The following is a 21,613-nucleotide window of genomic DNA, read 5'->3' as shown; positions in this document are numbered from 1 at the left end:
CACGTTCCTTCGTTGAGAGTGGTTATTAAGCTTCGGCTTCTACCGCTGACGCCTTGCGCGCGGTCTGGGTTTCAAGGTGCTGCTTGTTCGCGTCGTACCAGGCGCAGATCCCGAAGGGATCGCTTTCATTCCGGCAAAGATGGTCGCGCAGGATCAGGAAGCTCTCGGTCATGCTCCAGGTTTCGGTCATCGGGCCGAATCGCGATGCCAGCGATTCGTTGGCGGCCCGCTCCGGGGCGATGCTCCAGAAGTTCACCCCCGGGTTGCGATGGTGAAAGTCATGGCTGGGCAGGTCCTGCATGAAGGAAAAGACCCGCAGGGGGATATCGATGAAGACCACGGCCAGCCCCCACGTCACTACCCGCCAGGCGAAGGCCCAGCCGGTGTGGTTCGCGGGGTAGGGGCGTCCGAAGAAGCGACCCCAGCTCAGCGATCCGTAGAAGATGTACTTGGGCAGCCCCCGGGTGTTTTGCGCAAACCACAGGTGTTCGGTGACGTGCTGGATCCAGGACGAGAACTGCGTCACCAGAAAGATCGGCAGCAGATAGAACACGGCAAAGGGCAGCATGTAGCCGGACAGGTAGACGCCGGTCAGCAGCAAGGCCCAATAGATTGCGCGGCTGATCCTTTCATGCCGGTCGGTCTTGATGAAGTTGACTTCGAGCCTGAACTTGATGTGCTCATAGATGCGCATCGGATGAAACGGGGCCAAGACCAGTTTGGTCCAGTATTCGCGCTCGCTCATGCCCTTGTAGAAACCATGGGCAGCCATGAACTGCAGGTCGACATCCTTGTCCGTGCAAAAGGTATTGACGCTGTGGTGTTCACTGACATGAAGTTTCATGTAGTTATTCCACGGGGTATGCACGATGGGCATCGACAGCACCCACTTGCAGACAAACTTGGCCAGTCGCCTGTTGGCGATGCCGGCACCGTGAATGGTGTAGTGGAAGGTATGCAGAAGTCCTCGCTGGCGGTTGACCACCATGCAGATCATGGGAATCGACAGCAGCAGTTTGGTCGCCCAGTGCAGATCCGCCTGCAGCAGTTCGTTGCCGAGCAGGACCGCGGCGATGAACACCGCGTAACCCCAGCTGATCTGCAGAAACAGTTGCCAGGGTTTCAGCAGTGTTTCCTTGGGACCTTTCGGTGGATTCTGGTTGCCGGACTTGCCCGTCACCCAGGTCCAGAAGGCCTGGAGCGGCAAGTGCGCATAAGTGGCGCGGACATCGATACCGTGTCCGTATTTTGTATAGCGGGTACTAAAAAGTTCCTGTTTCATATTGGCAGTATCCCTACATCGCCTATAGATAATCCGTTTTCACATACAAGACAGCGACCGGGCCGAAGAAGGAGTAGAACGGTTCCATCTTGTAGTGGTCGACAGCCAGGACCACGAAGTCCTGATAGGCCTCCAGGAATATGCCTCCCATCAGGGCATATTCAGCGGCTTGCGAGAGAAAGTTGTTCCAGATGGTTTCGTCACTCTGGCCAACGAACCATTTGGAATACAGTGGACGTCTGGATTCGAAGATCTCTTCCATCTGTCCGTGGTCCAGACCGGTCTGGCCATAGTCCCCCGAGCGCAGCCGCTGCAGAATGGCCTGATGGCGCTCATGCCAACCCTGTTCATCACCACACAGTTCAAAGAACGACCCCGTGACGGCCGGTGCGCTCAGTTGATTGCCGATCGTCAGCAATTGCCGATTGACCTTGTCGAGAAACTCATCGCGGGCGTTGGCCGAATTCGCGTTGCGGTTGAACGAGATGTACTCGAACTCGCCGCCGAACAGCTTGTGTTCCAGGGGAACACCCACCGCGTTCGAGAACTCACTCAGGGCACTGTCCACCTTGAGCAGCTTCTCGCCCGCCAGCCCCGGTTTGGCCCCCACGTGGGTAAAGGTGTAGCGGGGCCTGCCTTCGGCATCCATGACATAGGAGTAGTCCGGGCATATCGCACTGACGATGGTCAGGCGCCGACCCAATGACTGGCTGCGATGGATCTGCGCGACGACGCCTTCCATCGCGGTCTGCGTCGGCGGCATCAAGCCACCTTCGCTCAACAGCTGCGACAGGGCCGAGCCATACCGTTCAATGTGCGCGACATTCGTGTACTTGAGCTCGACGGAGGACTTCGCGGCATGTTCATCGGACAGCAGCAACGATGCGATCGAAGGTATGCGTCCCTTGGTCTTGAACACGTGGATATTGGTCAGTACCCGCGCCTTGGAATTCGTCGGCAGCTCAAAGTCGAACTCTGAATACTTGTCCTTGAGCATCATGTAAAACAGGTAGTTGCTCACGGGCAGCGTCTTGTTGCCGAAAGACCTGCGCAGCTCGGCGTATTGGTGGCGCAGGGCCTCGATTCTTCTGGAGAGGAACTCCGGCTCCTTGGGGACATTCAACGCATCATGCGGAATCCCGCAGTTGATGCACTTCAAGAGGTCGCGACTCAGGCGTGAATCAATATTCAGGAACATATCAATTACCCGCGTTTGACCAGTGACTCTTGATTCACGCTTTCAGGGGCCTTCATGACGGCTGGCGCTTCATGAACATCCTTGAACAGCAGCATGTCGAGGAAACGGTTTTCCTTGTTGTCGGAAAAGCCTTGGGGGGCGAAATTTTCCTTGGGGTTCTCGAAGGTGCCGAACAGCATGTCCCAGATCGGAAAGTCGCTGTAGTTGCACTCGTGGCGATCACGCTGGTGGTGGACCCTGTGCATCTCCGGGCGCTGGAAGAAGTAGCCGAGCCAGTGCGGGGTACGGATGTTGGTGTGATAGAACATCTCGCCCAGTGCCGCGAACATCACATAGAAGGCACCGGCCTCGATACTGATGCCCAGCAACACGTAGGCCACGGCGCTACCGAGCATCGAGTTGAAGACCATTTCCGTGGGGTGTTTGTAGAACGAGGTGAAGACTTCAATCCGTTGCGGGGCATGGTGAATCTGGTGGAACAGGCGCCACAAGGCGTTGTTGGCGTGACGCCAGCGGTGCCACCAGTAGGTCACGAAGGTATTGATGAAGTACGCGACGAAACCTGCCGCGAGCGGGCTGAGACTTTCAGAGATATGGAACAGGCTGTGGCCCTGCATCCATTTGTTCCAGGAGACACCGGCCAGCAGCGCCACCGCGATCTGAATGATGTTGAGGGTCATTGATCTGAAGAACCAGGTACTGACCTTGGGCAACTTCCATCCTGGGATAATATGTTCGAGAGCCAGTACCGCCAGGGCAACGCCTATCAGATAGAGAATCATGGTTAGTCCTTTAGTCCAGGTTTTATATAATCATCCAGCGTCTCGCCTAGTAGGCAGACAAGGCCTTTATCGTTTTCTCGTTAATCTCGATCCAGAATGCAACTACGGGTTTTCCATCGATCAACTGGGCGCTGGACACACGGTGTACATCCGCGCCCATTCTTCTGAGCAGTCGTTCGTTGCCGACAGCAGAAAAGGCGATGAGTCTTTTAACCTCATGGTCTTGCGCGACTCTGACGACCTGCTTCACCAAACGGCATGTATCCAGCCAATGGTCAGTACTCGGGGCATCGCTGTCCGATGAATTGACGGCAAAGCGGGAAAGTTCCCAGATGTCGTTCGACTTGGGCAACGGTATATCGCCCATCAAACCCGGGAAGATCTGTTCGAGAAGATAGTCTCTGCTCGTCGACAACATGCGTGCGCAGCCGCATACATTGCCGTGCCTGTCTCGAGCAATGACATAGTAGGTGTCTTCGTCATCAAATTCGTCGGACTCCAGGCCTTCCTCGCACTGCAGAGGCCAACCCATTTTCTCGACGAAGATTCTGTAGCGAAATAACCCGAGCCCGGCGATGAGCTCAGAAGGGAGTTGTCGCGCTGTACCATTTATTATATTCAGCATTCCGCACCAGCTTCCAATCCAGTTCCGCGAATTAGAAGTCATGGGTCTGCAAAAGCCTAGCTGCCCAAAAGGGCAGCTTCTAAAGTGCCATCTTCACTGCCTCTTTCCGGTGCCGCTATATTCCCTCCAAACCAATACGGTGCATCGCTGGATGTTGCTGCATGACCGCGGTCAACTGTCATGCCCGACTATTAAGCTGCTCGGCAACTGACACTGCAAACCTTGTCTGGATATCCAGACAAAGAGCAGTTGTTGTGTCATATCGCTGCCCAGATCATAACCACGGGGTGAACGTAACATGATGTTGCAACTGATTCCTCCCGGTGCTATAAGGACTTTTCCAGAAAAAGCTTCCTTGAACCAATTCCAACTAATGCTCAGTTTTGGTGCGGAGTCCTGGCACTCCCATTCACTGTATCCAGCATAGGCAACAGGCAGTCCGAATTCTTTTAATTCGGCAGTCAGGCTAGTGTCGATCCAGGCAAGACAAGGCTGGAATGACAAGCCAATCAACTCCGGATAAGACAGGCGTATCAACTGGTCTGGGGCTAGCGATTGCATCTGAATTACTCTGCCTGATTGTTGGTTTTATTTTTCAAATAGATTCCCCGTCCGTCCTGGCATCCAAACTCCAAAACATTGGAGTCGGGACTATCCCTTGCACCCTCACTAAAGGTAATTAGCTATGTCCGATTGGCGTGAACACTATCTTTCGCTATTTGCGCAGGCGAAAACAAAAGAGGAATTTCTGGTATTGCTCGAATCGGTTGTTCGGTCTTTCGAGTTTGATCGGTACTCATTGGGAATTCGTTTTCCATTACCCATTTCCAGTCCGAAATTTCATTTGTCATCCAATTACTCGCCGGCCTGGGAGAGTCGCTACATCGATAACAACTATTTCACTATCGACCCGACGGTGAAACATGGCCTGACCGAGCACCGGCCACTCTGTTGGTCCGCCGATGCATTCACCGAGCATCTTCATTTCTGGGAGGATGCCAAGCATTATCAGCTGGTCCATGGCTGGTGTACGCCCTCTCGGGCAAAGCACGACACCATCGGCATGCTCTCTCTGGTCAGATCGGCCAGCCCGATCACATCATTGGAGTTCAACGAGAAAGAAGCCAGGCTGGTGTGGATCGCCCATCTTGCACATTCCACCATGCTCGACTTCATTGCCCCCAGTTACATCCCTGAAGTGGGCGCATCCCTCACGGCCAGGGAGGTGGAAACCTTGAAGTGGTCGGCAACGGGCAAAACCTATTCCGAAACCGGGCAGATCCTGTCCATCGACGAAAGAACGGTGAAATTCCACCTGGTCAATGCCATGCGCAAGCTGCACTCCAGCAACAAGGTGGAAGCGGCGATGAAGGCCTATGCCCTGGGCATGCTTCATTGACCTGGCGCTGTAACTGAATCACTGGCGGGGAATCCAGATGGGCCGCCGGAGAAATACGCCAGCGTATTTCTCCGGCGCAGCGCACGCTACAGACCCTCAAGGGTGATTTCGCCGACCATGTAGAGCACCGACTCTCCCGTTATCAGCACACGGTCGCCAGCCATTTCGCAGCGCAACTGACCTTTGCGCAGGCCGCCCTGTTGTGCTGTCAATATCTGTTTGTCCAGGACGCCGGCCCAGTAGGGCATCAGCGAGGTGTGCGCCGAGCCTGTCACCGGGTCTTCGTTGACCCCGACATTCGGGCCGAACCAGCGCGAGACGAAATCGAACTCGCGACCTTGGGCCGTCACCACGACACCCCGTAGCGGCAAGCCCTTGAGGCGGGCAAAGTCCGGTTTCAGTTTCTCCACGATCTGCTCGTCAGGCACGACGACGATGAAGTCGTCGGTGGCCAAGACGTCTGCCGACTCCAGGCCCAGTGCGGGCAGCAGATCCGCCGGGGGCGTGCAGGGCTCGGCGATTTTCGCCGGGAAGTCCAGGGTCAGCCCGCTGCCGGAGCGACGGACCCGCAATTCTCCGCTGCGGGTCGAAAACCTCAGGACTGGCGCGTCGACGCCCAGCTTGTTGAGGATGACCCAGGCGGCCGCCAGTGTCGCATGCCCGCATAACTCGACCTCGACCAGCGGGGTGAACCAGCGCAGTTCATAGACATCGCCCTGCTGGACGAAATAGGCGGTTTCGGAAAGATTGTTTTCTGCGGCAATCGCCTGTAGTTGTTCATCGGTCAACCAGTGATCCAGCGGGCAAACAGCCGCCGGGTTGCCGGCAAAGACCCGGGAAGCAAAGGCATCAACTTGAAAGATAGCGACCTGCATTGATCAAACTCCGGTTATGGGCTGTTGCTTATAGGGAAGTAAGTACCGCTGGCGACAAGTTGATTGTATTCACGATTAGTGAGTGCCGGCAGTTACATGTATTGGATTTAAAACCAGGCACATAGCCTTGTACACCTGTCCTTTCGGGCAGGGCTGTCCAGCCGGCCATTGGGGGCGGATATGATCAGGGGGCAGGTTTAAACTTTCTGTGAGTTGATGTTTCGACTTTGGCGGGAGTGACTACGGAAAAATCTTGCGTACAGCCAGCAAAATAGTCTTTTGACGAAATTCAGGCAACACTTTTAAACAAATCTTGAGTTGAATGACCGCTCTCGTTTAATGTCTCGCTCTGCTGGGGACAATGTCGATATATGTGAAACTCGTGTTCCCCGATCATAAGGAGATGAGATGCTGCAAATCCTGGGTAAGGCTTCCTCGATCAATGTGCGCAAGGTGCTCTGGACCTGTGCCGAGTTGCAGATTCCTTTCGAGCGACAGGACTGGGGCGCAGGTTTCAGGGAAACCGACAGCGCCGAATTCATGGCGCTCAACCCCAATGCGATGGTGCCCGTGATCAGGGACGACGGGTTCGTGCTGTGGGAATCCAACACGATCATCCGGTACCTGGCGAACCGTGCCAACGCCTTGCACCTGTATCCGGCAGAGGCCAGGGCCAGGGCTCGGGTGGACCAATGGATGGACTGGCAGGCCACCGACTTCAACAAGTCCTGGGGCTATGCATTCATGGCACTGGTCCGCAAAAGTGCCGCCCATCAGGACCCACAAGCGCTGGCGGAAGGTTGCCGGCAGTGGTCCAGGCACATGGCGATCCTGGACCGGCAACTCGAGGCGACGGGCGCGTATGTCAGCGGCAGCGAGTTTTCCCTGGCGGACATCCCGATCGGGCTGTCGGTGAACCGCTGGTTCGAAACCCCGCTGGAGCACCCGGACTTCCCCGCGGTCAGTGCCTATTACGAACGCCTGGGCCAACGTGCCGGTTTCCGCCTGCATGGTCGCAACGGCACGCCGTGAACCTCACGGCCTCAGAAGTTGACCGAGGCACTCAAGCGCGCAGTGAGCGGCGCGCCCTGGAACAGGTAGTCGTCGCCCATGTACTCGCCGACATCGCGCCAGTAGCGTTTGTCGAACAGGTTGTCCACGGTCAGGCGGAACACCGTGTTGTAGCCGTCGATGCGCGTGCTGTAGCGGCTGCCGACGTTGAAGATCGCGTAGGCGCCGGTCTCGGCTCCGCCTTGATGGCTGGCGGACTTGCGGCCGCTGTACTGCATCCCGCCGAGCAGCGCCAGGCCGTCGAGCCAGGGCAGGGCGTAGTCGCCGGACAGACTGGCGCGTAGCTGCGGCACGTTGATCGCCTGGTGCCCTTCGTAGCTCGGCGTGCCGGTGTCGGTGACGCGTGCCCGGATCGCCGCGACGCTGGCGGCGATCTGCAGGCGCTGGGTCGCCCAGCCGTTGGCCGACAGTTCCAGGCCGGTGTTCTTCTGCTGGCCCTGCTGGACGTAGGTGAAGTTACCGTTGCCGTCAGGCTTGGCGTACTGGTAGCCCTGGCGGATCTGGAACAGCGCGGCGGCGAGGGTCATGCGTCGCCAGTCGTACTTGATCCCGGCCTCGATCTGGCGCGAGACCGTGGGTGCCAAGGTCTCGAACGCGTTGCTGGCAAACCACGGCGCGGTACCGCCCAATGACAGCCCCTTGCTGTAGCGGGTGTACAGCGACAGGTCTTCGATCGGTTTGTAGATCAGCGCCGCCTCGGGCAGGAACACGTATTGCCGGGTATGCCGAGCGGTATCACCGGTCTGGTCGAAGGTGCGTTCGTCCAGACGCACCTCGCGGCCGCCGAGGATGGTTTGCCATTGGTCGTTGAAGCGGATGCGGTCGGTGGCGAAGAGTCCGTATTGGCGGCTGTCCAGGTGGCGATAGGAGGGGCCGATGGCGCCGTCGTAACGCGGGAAGTTCTCCGGGTCGCCGTCGATATTGCCGTTGCCGATCCTTTCATTGATGGGGTTGTGCTGATCGACCACGCGACGGAACGCACTGGTGCCCACGGTCAATTCGTGCCCAAGGCCACCAGCGTCGAAGCTGCCACTGAGGGCGGCCTGGATTTCGTCGTTGCGCCGAGTGTCGTCGGGGCTGCGGAAATCGTAGATGTCGTAGTCGCCTTCGGGAGTGAAAGAGTTGCCGAGTGAGCCCGATGGACAGTTGCTCAGGTAACCGCAACCCCAGGCAAACGAACTGTAGTCATCGATCACCACCCGACTGCGCGAAGCGCTCAGGCTGCCTTTCCAACTGTCGTTGAAGTGGTACTCGAACAAACCATTGATGTTCAGCGCATCGTTGCCGACCTGCGGCGAACCGCTCTGGTGACCCAGCAGCTTGCGCGGCGAGGCACCGTGGGGTAGCTCGGTGCCACCGAGCAACTGGTAGCCGGGCGCCGAACGCTGCTGCTTGTTCTGGTACTCGACATCCAGTTGCAGCAGGGCGTCGGGGCTGATGTTCCAGTCGAAGGCCAGCGAGGCGAAATCGCGCTTGCCGTTGGTGTGCTCGACATAGGACCGTATGTCCTCGTGGGCCACGTTGGCCCGCAGGCCGAACTGCCGCTCGGGGCCGAACCAGCCGCCGACATCGGTGGCCAGGTAGCCGCTGCCGCGGTCGTCGGTGGACACGGTGACCGAGCGCACGTCGGCCGGGCGCTTGGTCACGTAGTTGATCACGCCGCCGGGTTCGCTGACCCCGCTTGCCAGGCCGGACAGGCCCTTGAGCACTTCGACCTGCTGCTTGTTCTCCAGGCCCACGTTCTGCTCGCCGGTGATGCTGCGGCCATTGATCCGGTAGCTGTTGGCGGCGTTGAGGGTAAAGCCGCGCACGTTGAAGTTCTCGTAGTAGCCCACCGGCGCATAGCTCTGGCCCACCGCCGCGTCGTTGCGCAGCACCTCGCTGAGCAGGCGCGCCTGCTGGTCCTTGAGCAACGAATCGGTGATCACCGAGACCGACGCCGGGGTATCGCGCAGCGGCGCACTGTCGAAACCGGCGACCGAGGCGTTGTCGGCACGGTAGCCGCTGGTGTCCTCGCCGACCACATTGACCGCCGGCAGCTCGGTTTCGGCAGCCTGTACGGCGGGCAGGCCGGTGGCGATCAGCAGCCCGAGAGTGATACGCGGGGCGGCGCGTTGGCCGGACCTGCGGTAAGCCTTGTACATCAACGATTCCTCGACATCCGGGCGACAAAAGCGCGCCATCATACAGAACGATGGAAACCGAGGCGTCTTTATGGCGATGGGCTCTGGGCAAACTGTCGGTGTTATCCAGGATGGGCTGTACGGTTTTCGTGAGGTCCAGGTGGAACATGAATTAAACTGGTGATCATCAAGATTAAAATGAGTTTGTCTCAATAGTGGTCGGATAACGACAATGGCTCCCATCAACACACAGGAGTTTTTGTCATGGCTTTGGCCCATTCCCTTGGATTTCCGCGCATTGGCCGCGACCGCGAACTGAAGAAGGCACAGGAAGCCTTCTGGAAGGGTGAACTGAACGAGGCCGGCCTGCGCGCCGTCGGTGCCGAACTGCGCAAGGCCCATTGGGACCTGCAGAAGAACGCCGGTATCGAACTGCTGCCGGTGGGCGACTTCGCCTGGTACGACCAGGTGCTGACCCACTCGCTGATGTTCAGCGTGATCCCCGAACGTTTCCGCCCGCACGACGGCAAGGCTACCCTGCAGACCCTGTTCGGCATGGCCCGTGGCGTCAGCGACCGTTGCTGCGGCGGTGCCCACGCCCAGGAAATGACCAAGTGGTTCGACACCAACTACCACTACCTGGTCCCGGAGTTCAGCGCCGACCAGTCGTTCCAGCTGGGTTGGGAGCAACTGTTCGAGGAAGTCGCCGAAGCCCGTGCATTGGGCTACCCGGTCAAGCCGGTGGTGATCGGTCCGCTGACCTACCTGTGGCTGGGCAAGGCCAAGGGCGGCGACTTCGACAAGCTCGACCTGCTGGAGCGCCTGCTGCCGCTGTACGGCCAGATCTTCCAGCGCCTGGCCGAACAGGGCGTGGAATGGGTACAGATCGATGAGCCGATCCTGGCCCTCGACCTGCCACAGGCGTGGAAGAACGCCTTCGAGCGGGCCTACAACCTGATTCAGCGCGACCCGTTGAAGAAGCTGGTCGCCACCTACTTCGGCGGCCTGGAAGAGAACCTCGGCCTGGCCGCCAACCTGCCGGTCGATGGCCTGCATATCGACCTGGTCCGTGCGCCCGACCAGTACCCGACCATTCTCGACCGCCTGCCGGCCTACAAGATCCTCTCCCTGGGCGTGGTCAACGGCCGTAACGTCTGGCGCTGCGATCTGGAAAAGGTCCTGGCGGTGGTGCAGCACGCCCATGAGCGGGTGGGCGATCGCCTGTGGGTGGCGCCGTCCTGCTCGCTGCTGCACAGCCCGGTCGACCTGGCACGTGAAGACCAGCTCGATGCCGAGCTGAAAAGCTGGCTGGCCTTTGCCGTGCAGAAGTGTGAAGAGGTGGCGCTGCTGGCGCGGGCCGTGAGCGAACCGCACGCGGCAGAGGTGCAGAAGGCCCTGGCCGACAGCCGTGTCGTCCAGGCCAGCCGCGCCGCGTCGCCACGCATCCACAAGCCGGCCGTGCAGGCCCGTGTGGCAGCCATCACGGCCCGGGACAGCCAGCGCCAGTCGCCGTTCACCACACGGATCGGGAAGCAGCGCGCGGGTCTGAACCTGCCGCTGTTGCCGACCACCACCATCGGTTCGTTCCCGCAGACCGCCGCGATCCGCCTGGCCCGCCAGTCGTTCAGGCAGGGCAAGTTGACCGAGTCCGACTACATCGAGGCGATGCACAGCGAGATCCGTCATGCCGTGCAGATCCAGGAGCACCTGGGGCTGGATGTGCTGGTGCACGGTGAGGCCGAGCGCAATGACATGGTCGAGTACTTCGCCGAGCAACTGGACGGCTATGTATTCACCCGTTTCGGCTGGGTGCAGAGCTACGGTTCGCGCTGCGTGAAACCGGCGGTGATCTTCGGTGACCTGAGCCGTCCGCAAGCCATGACCGTGGAGTGGATCCGGTACGCCCAGGGCCTCACCGACAAGGTGATGAAGGGCATGCTCACCGGTCCCGTGACCATGCTGATGTGGTCGTTCCCACGGGAGGACGTGACCCGTGAAGTGCAGGCCCGGCAACTGGCACTGGCGATCCGCGATGAGGTCGTCGACCTGGAAGCGGCCGGCATCCGCATCGTGCAGATCGACGAAGCCGCCTTCCGCGAAGGCCTGCCGCTGCGCCAGGCCCAGTGGCAGCACTACCTGGACTGGGCCACCGAATCCTTCCGCCTGTGCGCCTCGGGTGTACGTGATGAAACCCAGATCCATACCCACATGTGCTACAGCGAGTTCAACGATGTGATCGAGTCCATCGCCGCGATGGATGCGGATGTGATCACCATCGAAACCTCGCGCTCGGACATGGAGTTGCTGGAGGCCTTCGAAGCGTTCGCCTACCCGAATGAAATCGGCCCGGGTGTCTACGATATCCACTCGCCACGGGTACCCGAGGTGGCCGAGATGGCCAACCTGCTGCGCAAGGCGGCCCGGCGGATTCCGGCCGAGCGCCTGTGGGTCAACCCGGATTGCGGGCTGAAGACCCGTGGCTGGCCGGAGACCGAGGCGGCACTGGTGAACATGGTGAGCGCAGCCCGCCAACTGCGTGCCGAGCTGGCCTGAGGACCGGATAGCCGTAGCCGATTGGTGGAGGCTCCCGGGTTTTCGGGCCCCCGCACAAACGGGTCGCACGGAAGAGGGGATTGGGCATAGCATTCGCACTCGGGGTGGCGAGCGCTATCGGACTCGCCCCCGGTCAATGGATTGCCCGATGAGTCTACTCACCCAGACAGAAGCCCAGCAGCGCGCCGACGATATACGAGTGTTCCAGCTGGAGCTGGACCGGCTCGAACGCGAAGGCGCGCTGCAACTCTCTGCCGAGCAGCAGCTCGGCCTGACCCGCCATCACCAGGCGCTGCTCGCCCACTACCGCGATGCCTTCGATATCGACCTGACCACCAGTTCCCGGCAGTTGTCGACGGGCATGCGCATTGCCTCGTTTCTCGGTGCACTGGCGCTGGCGGCCAGCGTGTTCTTTCTCTTCTACCGCTTCTGGGGCACGTTCTCGACCGTCGCCCAGGTCTCGACGCTGCTGTTGGCGCCACTGCTGACCTTCATCGCCACGATGTGGCTGCAGGGGCGCGACAGCACCGGCTATTTCACCAAGCTGGCAGCCCTGGTGGCGTTTGCCTGCTTCGTCCTCGATATCAGCATGCTGGGGCAGATCTTCAATATCGCCCCGTCCGACAAGGCCTTCGTCGTCTGGGGGCTCTTCGCCCTGTTGCTGGCCTACAGCTGCAACCTGCGCCTGCTGCTGTTGGCGGCGATCATCTGCCTGGCCGGCTTCGTCGCCGCGCGGGTGGGTAGCTGGGCCGGGGTATACTGGCTGGACCTGGGAGATATTCCGGAGAACTTCTTCCCGGCAGCCGTGTTGCTCGCTCTGGCTGCGCGGTTCATGCCGCACAAGCGCTTCCCCGGCTTCGCCATGACCTACCGGGTGTCCGCGCTCCTGGCCCTGCTGGTGCCGGTGCTGGTCCTGGCCCATTGGGGGGAGGGCAGTTACCTGGCGTTCGATCCGAAGCGGGTTGAACAGGGCTATCAGGTGGCGGGTTTCCTGCTCAGTGCCGCAGCGATCTGGCTCGGCGTACGTTGGCATTGGCCGGATGTGGTCAACACCGGTGTGACCTTCTTCGTGATCTTTCTGTTCACCAAGTTCTATGACTGGTGGTGGGAGACTCTGCCCAAGTACCTGTTCTTCTTCGTGGTTGGCCTGGCTGCGGTGCTGGTGCTGGTGGTGCTCAAAAAACTGAGGGCACCGCAGGCCGGGGGTGTCCAATGAACAACTGGACCCGCCGTTACACCCTGATTGCCGGTGTGACGCTGATGCTTGTCACCCAGGCGGTGGTTCTGCTCGGGGTGGCCCATAACCGCAGCGGAACGCCGCAAGCGGTACTGAACCTGTCCCAGCGTGAGCTGCAGTTGCCGTATGGCAATGATGCCGACAACAGCGGCCTGTCGCTGCACCTGCGTCTGCGGGGGCTGCATCCGTACGAGAACGCCTTTTCCGACCCGGGCGACATCACCGTCTGGCTGGACAAGGACAAGCTGGCGAGCCTGGGCTTCGATGTCTCCAAACCCTACGACACACAGTACAGGGGCAGCCGCTACGCCAGGCGGTTTTCCCGGCCCGTGTTCCTGGCCTTCGAGTTCAATGGTCCGGCCTATCGGCGGGCCGTCGAAAAGGCTCGGGCATACGAGGCGCGGGTCACGGAGAAAAATGCCCGGGAAGCGGCCAGCCGATCGCTGGCCTTCGAGCTGAAGGGCAACAGCCGGCTGTTCCTGATCGATGCCGGCCTGGATGCCCAGGCGCTGCGCGCGCAGTACCCGGATACCCGTCGATACCTGATCCTGCCCGGCAGGATCGAGCCCCTGGTGCTCGACAGCGGTGAAGACCGGCCGCGGCTGCTGACGGGGCGTGTCAGTGAGGTCGCGGCGGACAATATCAACGTGCCCGCCGCCTTCAGCCGCCTGCTTGAGCCGATACGGCAGCAGATCAGTGGGCAGCGCTACGAGGATCGCGAGAGTGACGCCTTCGGCTTCAGCGCGACGGTGGCCTTCGGGCAGCGGTTCGAGCCGTGGATCGTCGACCTGGCACCCACGCAGACGCCCCCTCGTCCGTAGTGAAGGGAAGGATCGGGAGCGCTGCTCAGGATTGACCTGCGGCGCTCCTCAGGGTTGTGGCCGGCATGGGCCTGGGAGAAATCATCATCCGCCGTTCAGGTCGGAGAAATGGTGCCCAGCAGGCCGATCGCTATGGTCAGTAGCAGGAAACCGCCGAGGAAAATTGCCATCTTGCCCATGATTTCAGGCCTCCTGAGCCAAGGAATTGCGGTGCAGCGAAAATCGAGTCATATCGAACTCTCCCCTCAAACACGACCCGGGACGCCGGGCGGTGACTTATTGTCGGGGGAAATCTGATCCCGATACAGATTCAGGTAACGAAGAAAAATACGGATCAGATGACTTTGGAGCTGGGCAGGTCATGGAGCAATGGCTCGCCACTGTTGCAGTGGCGAGCCAGGGGCTGTCAGTGGCGGTCCAGCCAGACGGTCTGGGCGTTGCAGAACTCACGCACGCCGAAGTGCGACAGTTCCCGGCCGAAACCGCTCTTCTTCACGCCGCCGAAAGCCACGCGGGGGTCGGAGGCGCTGTAGCCGTTGATGAACACGCCACCGGTTTCCAGCTCATCGGCCATCTGCCGTGCCAGCTCGACGTTGGCGGTGTAGACGGTCGAGGTCAGGCCGAACTCGCTGTCGTTGGCCAACGCCACGGCATGGCGGGCGTCACGGGCGGTGATGATCGACGCCACCGGGCCAAACAGTTCCTGCTTGAACGAGGTCATCCGGTCGGTGACACCGCCCAGCACGGTTGGCTCGTAGAAGTTGCCGTTGCCTTCGACCTTTCTGCCGCCCAGCAGCAGGGTCGCGCCTTCGGCCAGGGTCGCCTGGACCTGCTGGTCCAGCTCGTCGCGCAGGTCGAAACGGGCCATCGGGCCGATGTAGGTCTCGGCCGACAACGGGTCGCCCACCACCAGTTTGCGGGTGGCTTCGACGAACTTGCGGGTGAATGCCTCGACCACGCCCTGCTCGACGATCAGGCGCTTGGCGGCCGCGCAAACCTGGCCGGTGTTCTGGTAGCGGCCGATCACCGCCGCCTGCACCGCCGCGTCGAGGTCGGCATCATCGAGCACGATGAACGGGTCGGAGCCGCCCAGTTCCAGCACGCATTTCTTTAGCGCCGCCCCGGCTTGAGAGCCGATGGCGGTGCCGGCGCGCACGCTGCCGGTCAGGGTCACGGCGGCAATGCGCGGGTCGGCGATGGCTTTGGAGACACCGTCCGGTGTGACGTTGATCACTTCGAAAACGCCCTCTGGGAAACCGGCATGCCTGAACGCATCGAGCAGCAGGTAGGCACTGCCCATCACGTTCGGTGCGTGCTTGAGCACGTAGGTGTTGCCGGCCAGCAGGGTCGGCACCGTGCCACGCAGCACTTGCCAGATCGGGAAGTTCCACGGCATCACCGCCAGGATCGGGCCCAGTGGGCGGTACTCGATACGGGCGCTGCCGTTGTTCACCAGCGTCGGTTCGGGCGCCAGCATGGCCGGGCCGTGCTCGGCGTACCACTCGCAGAGTTGCGCGCATTTCTCGATTTCGCCACGGGCCTGGGCGATCGGCTTGCCCATTTCCAGGGTGATCATCTCGGCCATCCGGCTGGCGTTGGCGCGCAGGGCTACGGCCAGGGCGACCATCCGTTGCGCACGCTGGGCGATGCTGGTCCGGCGCCAGCTGGCGTAGCCTTTGGCGGCGCGCGCCAGCGCTGCGTCGAGCTGCTCGGCGGACTCATAGGCATAGTGGCCGATCTGCTGGCCATTGAAGGGGTTGATCGAAATCGCGTGGGTCTGGTTCGACACAGTCATCATGGCACCGTCCTGTCGGGTGGGTTATGGGGCCAGATTACGGGGCTGTTGTTTTTCTGGAAACTGAATAATACTGAGCAAAACATTCACAATTGGAGAATGGTGTGGATCTGGTCCAGCTGGAAATCTTCAAGGCTGTTGCCGAGCAGGGCAGCATCAGTGCCGCCGCACAACTCATTCACCGGGTGCCATCGAACCTGACCACTCGCATCAAGCAGTTGGAGCAGGACCTCGGGGTGGAACTGTTCATCCGCGAGAAGAGCCGCCTGCGCCTGTCGCCGGCGGGGTGGAGCTTCCTCGACTATGCCCGGCGCATTCTCGACCTGGTCGCCGAGGCGCGGTTGACAGTGTCCGGGGAAGAGCCCCAGGGGCCGTTCGCCCTCGGCTCGCTGGAGAGCACGGCGGCGGTGCGCATCCCGGCGCTGCTGGCGGCCTACAACCAGCAATACGCCAAGGTCGAGCTGGACCTGTCCACCGGCCCCTCCGGTACCATGATCGAAGGCGTGCTGTCCGGGCGCCTGGTGGCGGCCTTCGTCGACGGGCCGATTCTGCACCCGAGCCTGGAAGGCGTGCCGGTGTTCGACGAGGAGATGGTGATCATCGCGCCCCTGCAGCATGCGCCGATCACCCGCGGCGCCGATGTGAATGGCGAGAGCATCTACGCCTTTCGAGCCAACTGCTCGTACCGTCACCACTTCGAGAGCTGGTTCAGCCACGACGCGGCGGTGCCCGGCAAGATCTTCGAGATGGAGTCGTACCACGGCATGCTGGCCTGCGTCAGCGCCGGTGCCGGCCTGGCGATGATGCCGCGCAGCATGCTCGAAAGCATGCCGGGTTGCAGCACTGTCAGTGTCTGGCCGATGTCGCCGGATTTTCGTTACCTGCAGACCTGGCTGATCTGGCGCCGCGGTACCGTGTCGCAGAACCTGTCGGTGTTCGTGCAATTGCTGGAAGAGCAGGGCCGGGCAAACCGCAGCCCGGCCGCGTGACGGACCGTCCGCCATCCCCGTATGCTTGGCGTTCGCCGAATGCCCCCACCCAGACAGGAGCGCGCATGACCCTCAGCTTTGTAAAGATGCATGCCCATGGCGATGACTTCGTCGTCATCGACCGTCGTGGCCAGGCGGACCCGATCACCAGCACGGTGGCCCGGCGCCTGGGCGACCGCCACCGTGGCATCGGTTTCAACCAGTTGGCGGTGGTGCTCGATTGCGAGGATGCGGCGGCCCGGGTGGTGTTCTGGAACTGCGATGGTTCGCCTCTCGAGACCTGCGGCAGCGCCACCCGTGGGGTGGCCGACCTGCTGATGCGCGAGTCGGGCAACTCGTCGGTGCGGCTCAGGAGCAACCGGGGCTTGCTGACCTGCGTGCGCGAGGAGGGCGGGGCGATTTCGGTGGACATGGGCAAACCGTCGCTGGCCTGGCAGGAGGTACCGCTGGCCGAGGCCATGGACACCCTGGTCCTGCCGATTGCCGGCAGCCCGGTGGCCTGCAGCATGGGCAATCCCCATTGCACCTTCTTTGTCGAGGACATCGCCGCGGTCGACGTGGCCGAGCTGGGGCCGAGGATCGAAACCGATCCGCTGTTTCCGAAAAGGACCAACGTGCATTTCGTCCAGGTTCTGGACCGCGGTCATATCCGCCTGCGCATCTGGGAGCGGGGCGCCGGCATCGCGCAGGGTTCGGGTTCCTGCTGTTGCGGCGCGGTGGTGGGCGGTATTCGCCGTGGTCTGCTGGACGAGCGGGTCGAGGTGCAATGTGACGGCGGCACGGTCAGCGTGCAGTGGGATGGCTGTGGCGGGGTGATCCTGAGCGGGCAGGTGGAGACGGTTCTGCAAGGCACGATTGCCGGGTATTAGACTGGACAAGCGCCGGGAAAGGCGGTCCCATGTGCCGTTTTCATTCAGAGATAGTGCCATGTCAGAAATCATCGACGAATCCTTCTATGACCGTGCGGACGAGCACATCAACCTGTCCAATGAGCAGCTCAAGCAGGTCGAGAACTTCGGCAAGGTCAACGCTTCGATGATGTTCGGCACCACCCGCTTCAATGCCTGGGTCAGTGCGCGCAACTTCAAGTCCGGCGAGGAAATGGCCCAGGCCCGGGAGGCGATGCTCAAGTATTTCTGCGAGCAGTATCGGTTGATGCTCGAGGACAACCTCGACGATCACATCAAGCACTTCGACCTGTACATGGGGGCGAAGCAGGACTGAGTTGTCGAGGGTTCAGGTTCCGATCGTTCCCACGTTCCGCGTGGGAACGATCTTTGATCTCATCGCTGATCGCTGATCGCTGATCGCTGATCGCTAACGGCTACGAGCCGCGTCGCTGGTGACGGTGGTGATGGTGTCCATCGTCGGTGCCATCGGTTTCGTCGGGCTGGTGATTCCGCATGCCTTGCGCCTGCTGCTGGGGCCTGGTCACGCTCGACTGCTGCCGGCCAGCGCCCTGGGTGGTGCGCTGTTACTGGTGCTGGCCGATACTGATGCGCTGCACCTGCGCGAGCGCCAGGTACAGGCCTTGCCGGTCACCACCCTGGTGGCCCTGCATGACCTCAACCAGGCGCTGACCTGCGATCGCCTGGCGATCCTCGACCGGGGGCGCTGACGTTGCCGGCGGGGATGCCGTTGCCAGCGCAGTGACATACTCAGTGGGCGGAAGCCTTGCGCCAGGCGCTCATGATGGTCGCCAACACGATCAACGCGGCACCACCGGCCATGCGCAGCGACGGTTGCTCGCTGAACAGCCACCAGGCGCAGGCGATCGCATACACCGGCTCCAGCGCGATGATCATGCCAGCAGTGCGGGCCTGCAGGCCTTCGAGGCTTTTCACGAACAGGAACTGCGAGAGCCCGGTGCAGAAGATGCCCAGTACCGCGAGATTCACCCAGTCGTCAGTGCTCAGGCTGTTGGTCGCCAGGTGGCTGAAGGCGAACGGTGCCACGAGGGCGGCGACCACGACGTTCTGCCAGAACGAAGTCTGCATGGCGTTCATGCCGCTGGTGTTGCGACGGTTGGCGACGGTCAGCAGGGCGAACGACAGGCCCGAAGCCAGGCCCCAGATCAAGCCTACGGTACCCTGGTCGAGCATGTCGAAGGAGGGCACCACCAGCACCAGGCCGGCCGACACCATCAGCAGCAGCAGGCTTTCGGTGGTGCCGATCCGGTCACGGAACACCAGCAGGTCGATCAGCGCGATGAATGCCGGGAAGCTGGCGAAGCCCAGGGTTGCCACAGCCACGCCACCGACTTTCACGGCGATGAAGAAGGTCACCCAGTGTGCGGCGAGCAGGGTACCGGTCAAGCCGATGATCGGCAGGTTGCGCCAGCTCAGCGCGTCCAGCAGGCGGGTGCCCTTGAGCCCGGCGACGAAACCGAGGGCGATGAAGGCGAAGGTGGCGCGGCCGAAGGTGATCAGGCTGGCATCGGCCTGGATCAGAGCGCCGAGAATACCGGTCAGCCCGAACAGGACCGCGGCGATGTGGGCGACGAGCAATGCATTGCGGTGACCGGTTGCAGAACCGGCACTGGAGATCGATGTAGTAGTCATGGCAGTCAAATCTTCACAATTGTTGCGCACACAGAGATGGTCCGCTCGTGCGCGCGGGTCCATAGGTTCTGAGTCATATTGTTGTCTGCGACCGGTTGTCCGGCTCGGAAGGGCGCCGCAGCGTTGGAATTGTGAAGCGAGGCTGCATACTCGCGGGTGTCGCGGGACCGGCCTATGGCGTAAGGGCGGTCTGTGTGCGGATTATTGGATTTGCCGATTTTGACGGAGCGATCAGAAACGACACGGTTTTGTCGGAATACGACTTGCTGACCAGAGGTGGTTCATTGTGGTGCTGGCGGCTCTAGGCCGTCTGTCGCAGAGCGAGTGAGCCATGCCTGGCCCCTTCCGCTGTGGATGGCGAGTTTTGCACTTTATTTGGCGGGATATCCATCTGTGATCAGGGACGGGCCCCACATAGAATCTCTGAAACTGAAAGTTTATCTACGTTTTTATTTGAATGCTGATCTCAAGGTATCTTATATGGATCGCCGCAATGTGCTGAAAGTACTATTATCAGGTTTGGTGTTATCCATTACACCGACTTTGCCAGTGCCCGTGCTCGCGCAGTCCGCTCCTGACTTTGGACTGCCAACGCTGCCGCAAGAGCGCGTTCATCGCATTAAAATGGGGGGCGTAGAAATTATCGCTTTGCACGATGGCGCTACACGTCTCCCCTTGAGTGATCGCTATGTTGTCAATGCACCTTTTGCTGAAGTGAAGAAGTTGGCATCAGTCCAAGGCCTAAGCACTGAATACGTTGAGCTGCCGTTTACCGCTTATCTGATTGTTTCCGGCTCTCGCCACATTCTTCTCGATACTGGCCTTGGCGAGTTTGGGTCTCCGAGAGAAACCACTGGCAAACTGACAGAAAGTCTTCGACTTGCAGGTTACGAGCCCGAAGATATCGATACCATCCTCATCTCACATTTCCATGCTGATCATATCAGTGGGCTGAGAAATGCTGCTGGAAATTTTGTCTATCCAAACGCCACGGTCTGGGTGCCAGAACCCGAGTATGACTACTGGATGAGTGATGCCAACAGGCTGGCTGCGCCACTACAACGTAAAGGCGCATTCGAAATTGCCCGACGGGTGTTTCTTGGTATGCCTGAAAAGATGCTGAGAAAATTTAGTCCCGGAATAGAAGTTGCTCCCGGAATATTTTCAAAGGCTGCTTATGGGCATACCCCGGGACATACCATCTACGAAGTCCGCTCGGGCAAGAGTTCCTTTTACTACATCGCGGACATGATTAACGTTCCTGCTTTCTTTGCAACGCATCCTGAGTGGATGGTAGCCAGCGACATTGATCCAGAACGCGCGCTGGAAGTACGGCGGCAGTTCCTGAGTATGGTGGAGAAAACCAATCCATTGGTGGGCGGCTTCCATTTCCCATTTCCGGGCGTAGGGCATCTTGAACCTGAAGGGGCGGGCTACAAGTTCTACCCGGAAAATCAATCCAACTGATGTAGCCTGCCATTCAAATCGCACAATCGCCCAGGTTGCCTTGCGGGCTGGCGGCTCCAGGGTCTGTATGAAAAGCCTTGAGACGAAGGTCAGGCAGGGCGAAAACAGCCGAGGAAGCGGAGTTCACCGGTTGTAAATGAGCATTCCGAGGCTGTTTTCAACGTAGCATCACCGAGGATCAAGGTTTTTCATACAGAGCCTAGAACGGGCTATTGCAGCGCAAGCATCATGGTGATGGGCGACAGATCGGGGCAGGTGGCGAAGCCCGCGTGCCTCGCGTAAAAATCGGCGAGCCTTTCATTCAAGGGATGGACCAGCACGGCGGTCGATCCCACTGTTTCGGCGGCATTGATACAGCGCTCGATCGCATCTTGCAGAAGGTCGATGGCATATCCGTTGCGCTGGATGGCAAGGTCTACACCCATTCGCCCCAGGATGGTGACTGGGTGCTGTGCGGGAGAGTTGCGTTGCCGGCTCCTTGGCGTCACGTGCGCACGCATGATCGAACCATTGGACAGGGTGTAGCAGCCGACGACCCTCCGGGTGCCTTTCAGGCAAATCACATACACCACCGCGTGTTTGGCGGCTTGGGCTTTATGTGCCTTGTGGAGGAGGTATTGATTGATCGACCTCTCTCCACAATCGAGATCACTTGGCTCGTGCTGCTCATCAATCCTGAGGCCTGCTCAGGTTGCCCTTGGATTTCCTGTACGTCCATACATAGAGAACTACTGAGACAAAGGTCATCTGGGACCGGGTGTTGCCAATGAAAAAGCCCTGAACAGGTCAGGGCTTTTGGCATCGCGATCCATGCGTGCGGAACGAATCAATCCCA

Annotated in this window: 19 protein-coding genes and 1 pseudogene; 10 read left to right on the top strand and 10 right to left on the bottom strand. The window is 60.3% G+C overall.

Translation table 11 applies throughout. The features are described 5' to 3' along the window. Positions 1 to 25: 25 nt before the first annotated feature. The 5 genes from PF66_RS28575 to PF66_RS32385 all read right to left on the bottom strand — a co-directional run bounded on the left by PF66_RS28575 (position 26) and on the right by PF66_RS32385 (position 4,448). Positions 26 to 1,282 carry a hypothetical protein gene (locus tag PF66_RS28575; protein ID WP_192842738.1) on the bottom strand — a complete coding sequence of 419 codons (1,257 nt, stop codon included), beginning with the start codon at positions 1,280 to 1,282 and terminating at the stop codon, positions 26 to 28. A 22-nt stretch (positions 1,283 to 1,304) separates the two neighbouring features. Continuing rightward, entirely contained in the window at positions 1,305 to 2,480 is a 1,176-nt protein-coding gene (locus PF66_RS28570; protein WP_054059292.1) for a hypothetical protein, read from the bottom strand. Positions 2,481 to 2,485: 5 nt separating this feature from the next. Then, entirely contained in the window at positions 2,486 to 3,262 is a 777-nt protein-coding gene (locus PF66_RS28565; RefSeq protein WP_054059293.1) for a sterol desaturase family protein, read from the bottom strand. A 46-nt stretch (positions 3,263 to 3,308) separates the two neighbouring features. After that, on the bottom strand, positions 3,309 to 3,887 hold the full coding sequence (locus PF66_RS28560; RefSeq protein ID WP_054059294.1) for an acyl-homoserine-lactone synthase: 579 nt from the start codon (positions 3,885 to 3,887) through the stop codon (positions 3,309 to 3,311). Between the two features lie 171 nt (positions 3,888 to 4,058). Continuing rightward, positions 4,059 to 4,448: a DUF4902 domain-containing protein gene (locus PF66_RS32385; RefSeq protein ID WP_081009934.1), complete on the bottom strand. Its 390-nt coding sequence runs from the start codon at positions 4,446 to 4,448 to the stop codon at positions 4,059 to 4,061. A gap of 124 nt (positions 4,449 to 4,572) precedes the next feature. Here PF66_RS32385 and PF66_RS28555 point away from each other — a divergent pair, with 124 nt between their 5' ends. Continuing rightward, a complete protein-coding gene (locus PF66_RS28555) occupies positions 4,573 to 5,286 on the top strand; it encodes an autoinducer binding domain-containing protein (protein ID WP_054059295.1) in 714 nt (237 codons plus the stop codon). 86 nt (positions 5,287 to 5,372) lie between these two features. Here the strand turns inward: PF66_RS28555 and PF66_RS28550 are convergent, their stop codons facing one another. Beyond that, positions 5,373 to 6,161, bottom strand: a complete 789-nt coding sequence (locus tag PF66_RS28550) for a PhzF family phenazine biosynthesis protein (RefSeq protein ID WP_054059296.1) — start codon at positions 6,159 to 6,161, stop codon at positions 5,373 to 5,375. A gap of 408 nt (positions 6,162 to 6,569) precedes the next feature. On the opposite strand from PF66_RS28550, the gene PF66_RS28545 reads away from it, so the two are divergent. Beyond that, positions 6,570 to 7,193 (top strand): glutathione S-transferase family protein, encoded by a 624-nt coding sequence (locus tag PF66_RS28545; RefSeq protein ID WP_054059297.1) that lies wholly within the window; start codon positions 6,570 to 6,572, stop codon positions 7,191 to 7,193. 11 nt (positions 7,194 to 7,204) lie between these two features. On the opposite strand, the gene PF66_RS28540 is transcribed toward PF66_RS28545, so the two are convergent. Continuing rightward, positions 7,205 to 9,376 carry a TonB-dependent siderophore receptor gene (locus tag PF66_RS28540; protein WP_054064533.1) on the bottom strand — a complete coding sequence of 724 codons (2,172 nt, stop codon included), beginning with the start codon at positions 9,374 to 9,376 and terminating at the stop codon, positions 7,205 to 7,207. 243 nt (positions 9,377 to 9,619) lie between these two features. Between PF66_RS28540 and metE the strand changes: the two genes are divergently transcribed. From metE to PF66_RS28525, 3 genes are all read left to right on the top strand, one after another. Further along, the gene (gene metE, locus PF66_RS28535) at positions 9,620 to 11,908 is read left to right on the top strand and encodes a 5-methyltetrahydropteroyltriglutamate--homocysteine S-methyltransferase (RefSeq protein WP_054064532.1); all 2,289 of its coding nucleotides are present in this window, start codon (positions 9,620 to 9,622) and stop codon (positions 11,906 to 11,908) included. A gap of 148 nt (positions 11,909 to 12,056) precedes the next feature. Further along, a complete protein-coding gene (locus PF66_RS28530; RefSeq protein ID WP_054064531.1) occupies positions 12,057 to 13,124 on the top strand; it encodes a DUF2157 domain-containing protein in 1,068 nt (355 codons plus the stop codon). Continuing rightward, positions 13,121 to 13,966, top strand: a complete 846-nt coding sequence (locus PF66_RS28525) for a DUF4824 family protein (protein WP_054061121.1) — start codon at positions 13,121 to 13,123, stop codon at positions 13,964 to 13,966. Before PF66_RS28530 ends, PF66_RS28525 begins: the two co-directional genes overlap by 4 nt. Before the next feature lie 406 nt (positions 13,967 to 14,372). Here the strand turns inward: PF66_RS28525 and PF66_RS28520 are convergent, their stop codons facing one another. Continuing rightward, positions 14,373 to 15,764 carry an aldehyde dehydrogenase family protein gene (locus tag PF66_RS28520; protein WP_054061122.1) on the bottom strand — a complete coding sequence of 464 codons (1,392 nt, stop codon included), beginning with the start codon at positions 15,762 to 15,764 and terminating at the stop codon, positions 14,373 to 14,375. A gap of 101 nt (positions 15,765 to 15,865) precedes the next feature. Between PF66_RS28520 and ptrR the strand changes: the two genes are divergently transcribed. The 4 genes and pseudogenes from ptrR to PF66_RS33710 form a co-directional block, all read left to right on the top strand. Then, positions 15,866 to 16,750: a putrescine utilization regulator PtrR gene (gene ptrR, locus PF66_RS28515; protein WP_054061129.1), complete on the top strand. Its 885-nt coding sequence runs from the start codon at positions 15,866 to 15,868 to the stop codon at positions 16,748 to 16,750. Positions 16,751 to 16,815: 65 nt separating this feature from the next. Further along, on the top strand, positions 16,816 to 17,619 hold the full coding sequence (gene dapF / locus PF66_RS28510) for a diaminopimelate epimerase (protein WP_054061123.1): 804 nt from the start codon (positions 16,816 to 16,818) through the stop codon (positions 17,617 to 17,619). Between the two features lie 58 nt (positions 17,620 to 17,677). Then, positions 17,678 to 17,974 carry a DUF3144 domain-containing protein gene (locus PF66_RS28505; protein ID WP_054061124.1) on the top strand — a complete coding sequence of 99 codons (297 nt, stop codon included), beginning with the start codon at positions 17,678 to 17,680 and terminating at the stop codon, positions 17,972 to 17,974. 100 nt (positions 17,975 to 18,074) lie between these two features. Then, positions 18,075 to 18,368 (top strand): annotated as a pseudogene (locus tag PF66_RS33710) (iron chelate uptake ABC transporter family permease subunit); the annotation flags it as partial. Positions 18,369 to 18,408: 40 nt separating this feature from the next. On the opposite strand, the gene PF66_RS28495 reads toward PF66_RS33710, so the two are convergent. Then, entirely contained in the window at positions 18,409 to 19,311 is a 903-nt protein-coding gene (locus tag PF66_RS28495; RefSeq protein ID WP_054061126.1) for a DMT family transporter, read from the bottom strand. 480 nt (positions 19,312 to 19,791) lie between these two features. On the opposite strand from PF66_RS28495, the gene PF66_RS28490 reads away from it, so the two are divergent. Next, the gene (locus PF66_RS28490; protein WP_160319913.1) at positions 19,792 to 20,778 is read left to right on the top strand and encodes an MBL fold metallo-hydrolase; all 987 of its coding nucleotides are present in this window, start codon (positions 19,792 to 19,794) and stop codon (positions 20,776 to 20,778) included. Positions 20,779 to 20,987: 209 nt separating this feature from the next. Here the strand turns inward: PF66_RS28490 and PF66_RS28485 are convergent, their stop codons facing one another. Further along, positions 20,988 to 21,350 (bottom strand): GNAT family N-acetyltransferase, encoded by a 363-nt coding sequence (locus tag PF66_RS28485; protein WP_342633338.1) that lies wholly within the window; start codon positions 21,348 to 21,350, stop codon positions 20,988 to 20,990. Positions 21,351 to 21,613: the final 263 nt, after the last annotated feature.

It is taken from the genome of Pseudomonas asplenii, assembly GCF_001293465.1.
Lineage (GTDB): Bacteria > Pseudomonadota > Gammaproteobacteria > Pseudomonadales > Pseudomonadaceae > Aquipseudomonas > Aquipseudomonas fuscovaginae_B.
This window is presented reverse-complemented; position numbering and strand designations above follow the sequence as displayed.

Excerpts from the sequence above, each read along its gene's own strand:
- PF66_RS28575 (WP_192842738.1), bottom strand. The coding sequence starts at position 1,282 with ATGAAACAGGAACTTTTTAGTACCCGCTATACAAAATACGGACACGGT.
- PF66_RS28570 (WP_054059292.1), bottom strand. The coding sequence starts at position 2,480 with ATGTTCCTGAATATTGATTCACGCCTGAGTCGCGACCTCTTGAAGTGC.
- PF66_RS28565 (WP_054059293.1), bottom strand. The coding sequence starts at position 3,262 with ATGATTCTCTATCTGATAGGCGTTGCCCTGGCGGTACTGGCTCTCGAA.
- PF66_RS28560 (WP_054059294.1), bottom strand. The coding sequence starts at position 3,887 with ATGCTGAATATAATAAATGGTACAGCGCGACAACTCCCTTCTGAGCTC.
- PF66_RS32385 (WP_081009934.1), bottom strand. The coding sequence starts at position 4,448 with ATGCAATCGCTAGCCCCAGACCAGTTGATACGCCTGTCTTATCCGGAG.
- PF66_RS28555 (WP_054059295.1), top strand. The coding sequence starts at position 4,573 with ATGTCCGATTGGCGTGAACACTATCTTTCGCTATTTGCGCAGGCGAAA.
- PF66_RS28550 (WP_054059296.1), bottom strand. The coding sequence starts at position 6,161 with ATGCAGGTCGCTATCTTTCAAGTTGATGCCTTTGCTTCCCGGGTCTTT.
- PF66_RS28545 (WP_054059297.1), top strand. The coding sequence starts at position 6,570 with ATGCTGCAAATCCTGGGTAAGGCTTCCTCGATCAATGTGCGCAAGGTG.
- PF66_RS28540 (WP_054064533.1), bottom strand. The coding sequence starts at position 9,376 with ATGTACAAGGCTTACCGCAGGTCCGGCCAACGCGCCGCCCCGCGTATC.
- metE (WP_054064532.1), top strand. The coding sequence starts at position 9,620 with ATGGCTTTGGCCCATTCCCTTGGATTTCCGCGCATTGGCCGCGACCGC.
- PF66_RS28530 (WP_054064531.1), top strand. The coding sequence starts at position 12,057 with ATGAGTCTACTCACCCAGACAGAAGCCCAGCAGCGCGCCGACGATATA.
- PF66_RS28525 (WP_054061121.1), top strand. The coding sequence starts at position 13,121 with ATGAACAACTGGACCCGCCGTTACACCCTGATTGCCGGTGTGACGCTG.
- PF66_RS28520 (WP_054061122.1), bottom strand. The coding sequence starts at position 15,764 with ATGATGACTGTGTCGAACCAGACCCACGCGATTTCGATCAACCCCTTC.
- dapF (WP_054061123.1), top strand. The coding sequence starts at position 16,816 with ATGACCCTCAGCTTTGTAAAGATGCATGCCCATGGCGATGACTTCGTC.
- PF66_RS28505 (WP_054061124.1), top strand. The coding sequence starts at position 17,678 with ATGTCAGAAATCATCGACGAATCCTTCTATGACCGTGCGGACGAGCAC.
- PF66_RS28495 (WP_054061126.1), bottom strand. The coding sequence starts at position 19,311 with ATGACTACTACATCGATCTCCAGTGCCGGTTCTGCAACCGGTCACCGC.
- PF66_RS28490 (WP_160319913.1), top strand. The coding sequence starts at position 19,792 with ATGGATCGCCGCAATGTGCTGAAAGTACTATTATCAGGTTTGGTGTTA.